At 40.2% G+C, this 4,199-nt stretch carries 3 protein-coding genes and 2 pseudogenes; 4 read left to right on the forward strand and 1 reads right to left on the reverse strand.

Annotation, left to right across the window (positions count from 1 at the left end; all coding sequences use genetic code 11):
- Together IM515_RS19545 and IM515_RS19550 are read left to right on the forward strand one after the other, a co-directional pair.
- Positions 1-104 (forward strand): annotated as a pseudogene (locus tag IM515_RS19545) (IS1 family transposase); the annotation flags it as partial.
- A gap of 209 nt (positions 105-313) precedes the next feature.
- The gene (locus IM515_RS19550; RefSeq protein ID WP_287629888.1) at positions 314-1,555 is read left to right on the forward strand and encodes an RNA-guided endonuclease InsQ/TnpB family protein; all 1,242 of its coding nucleotides are present in this window, start codon (positions 314-316) and stop codon (positions 1,553-1,555) included.
- Positions 1,556-1,575: 20 nt separating this feature from the next.
- Here IM515_RS19550 and IM515_RS19555 read toward each other — a convergent pair whose 3' ends face one another.
- Positions 1,576-2,067 carry a hypothetical protein gene (locus tag IM515_RS19555; protein WP_002767663.1) on the reverse strand — a complete coding sequence of 164 codons (492 nt, stop codon included), beginning with the start codon at positions 2,065-2,067 and terminating at the stop codon, positions 1,576-1,578.
- Between the two features lie 145 nt (positions 2,068-2,212).
- Here IM515_RS19555 and IM515_RS19560 point away from each other — a divergent pair, with 145 nt between their 5' ends.
- Together IM515_RS19560 and IM515_RS19565 are read left to right on the forward strand one after the other, a co-directional pair.
- Complete coding sequence (locus tag IM515_RS19560; RefSeq protein ID WP_287629889.1) at positions 2,213-3,772, forward strand: hypothetical protein; 1,560 nt, start codon at positions 2,213-2,215, stop codon at positions 3,770-3,772.
- A 53-nt stretch (positions 3,773-3,825) separates the two neighbouring features.
- Positions 3,826-4,056 (forward strand): annotated as a pseudogene (locus IM515_RS19565) (DUF4164 domain-containing protein); the annotation flags it as partial.
- Between the last annotated feature and the right edge of the window lie 143 nt (positions 4,057-4,199).

Here is a 4,199-nt window from a genome sequence, read left to right on the forward strand (position 1 = left end):
CGACAAAGGATTTCTCGGCTGGTGAGAGAGAGTCTATCTTTCTCTAAAAAAATGGAGAATCACGTTGGGGAACCCTTTGGTATTTTATCCATGACTACAACGCACAGCAAAGCAAAGGATTAAGCCGCCATCACTACTACCAAATCACCACCTCAGTTATCAGTTATCAGTTATCAGATGTGAGTTTTTAAGTGTGCAGTATTAAATAGAAGTTTCTTACTGTCTTTTTACTGATTACTGATTACTGACCGAATTGACATTATTAGCAGACCTAGTTACCATAGAATGCAGACACACATATTTTAAACCAACAATGAAAGCAAGGTATCAATACCGTATTTACCCAACAGAACAACAAAAGAGGCTTTTGTCTCAGTTGTTCGGGTGTGTGCGTGTCGTCTGGAACGATACCTTAGCTTACTGCCAAGAACTCTATCAACAAGGAGAGAAAAAGCCAAAATATACAGAGTTGTCCAAAAGACTAACTCAAATTAAAAAGACAACAGAAAAAGTCTGGCTGACCGAGGTTTCTTCTATTCCTTTACAACAGTCCTTAAGAGACTTAGAGACTGCTTACTCTAACTTTTTTGCATCTTGTCAGGGAGAAAGAAAAGGAAAGAAAGTAAAGCCTCCCAAGTTTAAAAAACGCAAATTTAAACAATCAGCAAGATTTACCGATAATGGTTTTACCGTCAATCAACACCACGTTACTTTAGCAAAGATCGGTGATTTAAAAGTCGTTTGGAGTCGTCCATTACCCTCTAAACCTTCTAGCGTCACCGTGATTAAAGACACAACAGATCGATACTTTCTTAGCTTTGTCGTTGAGATTCAGCCCGAAACACTTCCTAATAATGGGGAGTCAGTGGGAATCGATTTAGGGATTGCTACCTTTGCGACTTTTTCAACAGGGGAAAAGATAGACGCTCCTAAACCGTTAAAGAAACGATTGAAACGACTAAGAAAGGCACAGAGAAACCTTTCTAGAAAACAGAAAGAAAGTAAACGACGGGAAAAAGCCAGAAAACGAGTAGCTAAAATCCCCGCAAGGATTAAAGATACTCGGACTGATTTCTTGCAGAAACTATCCAATAAAATTGTTCGTGAGAATCAAACGATAATTTTAGAGGATTTAAACACATCGGGAATGGTCAAGAATCGTAAACTAGCCCGTGCTATATCAGACTTAGGATGGCGTTCTTTTCGAGATATGCTATCGGCAAAGTCTGATAAATATGGGCGTGATTTTCGGATAATTACGAGTTGGGAGCCAACTAGCCAACGATGTTTCTGTTGTGGGAATATTGGCGGCAAGAAAGCGTTAAATGTTCGTGAGTGGGAATGTTTTTTCTGTGGGACTTTTCATGATCGAGACATCAATGCTGCGGTAAATATCAAGGTCGCCGGTGGGCAATCGGAGACTTTAAACGGACGGGTCGGAAAGCGTAAGACTTCTGTTAAAGAAGCAGTATCCTGTGAAGCGTCAACCCAGCGGTCGGTTGTTCAATTAAGTTTGTTCGAGCTGCCGGTCATCACCGTCCGTTTACGGCGGTGAGGATGTCAATGTCAAGTAATTTAGCCATTTTTAGCAAAAAACCAGAGCATCAATAGAACAATAGCGATCGCCAGTCCGCTAAAAAAAGTATTTTTATGCTGCTCTAACTGCATGGGTGCGGGGGGTTCTTCTTTTTTCTGTTTATTTGTTCCCTTTTTAAATTGCGCTGTACTATCGGGAAGTTTCTCTAAATCGGGAATCTTCGTCATCCACTCATCTGGGCGTTTGAGACGGGGAGCTTCGATAATATAAAGCAGACGCTTGGCCTGTTCGCGAATTTGATAGATAGGATGGGTAATAAGTTGCCTACAGATTTCACTGGCTTTCTCCCCCTCTCCTAACCCCTGATGGGCAGAAATTAACCAAATTTGGATCTCACCCCCTGCTCGGGATCCTAAGGAAATTAAGGATAAAGCCGCATTTAATTGCTGGATACTAAGACGATATTGTCCACGCTCAAAAGCACTGATTCCAGCTTGATAAAGGTCTTGAAAAGAAGGATTTTCGGCCACGGAGTCAAGATCGAGATAAATGAAATTTTACATAAGTATAGCAACAGGTAAGAAGCAAAAGGAAACTCTCGGCCATTGAGAATGAGAATCTTGACAAAAATCTGTTAGACTTTCTTTCTGGTCAACCTGTTCAAAGCTGCACCGCATGAAAGAGAGGAACTCCCTGTTACTAACTATATTAGTGATCGCCACTACAATAATTAGTTTAGTTTTAGGGATTGTATTTGGCAAAAAAGCGGCCTTGTTAGGAATTTGGGCAGTTCCCGCCATGGTCGCTTCTTTTATCTATCCCCGTCTGGGATTATTAGCCCTAATCATCTATCTTCCCCTCAGTAATACCTTAGCGTTGGCTGTGGTGAGAGTTTTTCAGGTAGTGGGCAACTTTATTGGCATAGAGCCATCCTATGCTCTCTACAAAATCGCCAAGGATGCCTTTTATTTCCCCGCTTTAGCGGCAATTTTAATTAAAACCAAAACTTTTAAGCAATTAAGCCCCCAAATCAAGCCTTTTCTCCTCACAGCTTTGATTTTACTTGCCAGCAGTTTGATAACTTTTCTTTTTGTCAATCTGCCCGAAGGAGGAATTATTGTGGGAATTGTGGGATTAAAAATCCTCCTCAGTTATATTCCCCTAGTTCTCTGTGGGTACTATTTAATCGAGCAAAAACGAGATTTATTCATGGTTAACCGAGTTTTAATCGTGATGATCTTAGTCTGTTGCGGTTTAGCTCTAATTCAATACTTCTTACTCGTCCAAGGTATCTGTCCTGACAATGAATTCCTCAATCAACTCGAAGTCCTTGTCCCGAAATCTGACAGCCAATTTTATCCGGATATTACCGAAAAAGCCACCTTGAAAGCTCAATGTTTTGTCGGCGGTTCATTGTTGTATAATCCCGATCGAGGCTTAATTCGTCTCCCCGGCACATTTTCCGATCCTTGGCAATGGGGTTGGTTTTTAGTATCTAGTAGCGTCATCAGTTACGCGGCCAGTTTTAGTGATCCGCAAAAAAGATGGCGCGTCGCTGGTTGGGTGGCCATGGTTTTAGTCTTGCTTGCGACTCTGGTTTCTGGACAAAGATTACCTTTTTTGCTAGTACCTTTGTTTTACTTGGTTCTTTTTATTGTTACTAGCAAAAGTAAACGAAAGTTACCATTAAAATTGGGAATCTTGGGACTGATTTCCCTGCTCGCGGTGACGTTAATTCCCTTTATTCAGGAAAGAGGGCTAAATTTTATCGGTCGCTGGCTATATTCGTCTCCCATTGACTTTGTAGGCAATCAAATGCAGTTGAGCTTCAGATATGTACAGCTTTTTGGTTTTGGTTTAGGCAGAGCCAGCAGTGGCGCTCTTCATGTAGCGGGAGAAGAAGGGATAAGACTAATTGAAACCTACTACGCTAAACTCCTCCACGAAATCGGTATCATCGGTTTTATCGCTTTTATGGCACTGGTGACAATTCTCTGTATTCTCACCTTTAAAGCCTATTTAAAAGTAAAAAATGCTGCTTTAAAGCATTGGGGTCTCTGTATCTGGATTTTCCTACTTTTTATTAGCTATAATCCCTACTATTATCCTCTCTCCGTCGAGCCTGTTTCTGTTTACTATTGGTTATTCGCTGGAATATTGCTAAAACTGCCGGAAATCAGCGACAAATTGGAAGATGATGCGAGATTTTCCCAAAAAAATGAAGTGGAGAATTAAGAGGATTTTTATCGATAATTAAATTATCTCTCGACTGATAGGAGTTAACCGCAATGACAGCAGAAACCGTTACCTATTCCCTGGAATCTGTCCTTAAGGAAATTAAAGATAGTATTAAAGGTGTTGATCAAAAGCTAGACACCTTCCAGAAAGATGTTGATCAAAAGCTAGACACCTTCCAGAAAAATGTTGATCAAAAGCTAGATAATCTCGAAAAAAGGTTTGAGCAAAAGCTAGATAATCTCGAAAAAAGTTTCGAGCAAAAGCTAGATAATCTCGAAAAAAGGTGGCTCTTCCGAACTTGTCATGTAAAATTAAAGAAAAAACAGACAATTATTGCTGACCAATAAAACAATAATTTATCTTTAAAAGCTGACTATGCTTGCAATACAGCAATTTATTGGTTAAAATATAGACAGCCAAGACC

The organism is Microcystis sp. M44BS1 (assembly GCF_020244875.1).
Classification (GTDB): domain Bacteria; phylum Cyanobacteriota; class Cyanobacteriia; order Cyanobacteriales; family Microcystaceae; genus Microcystis; species Microcystis panniformis.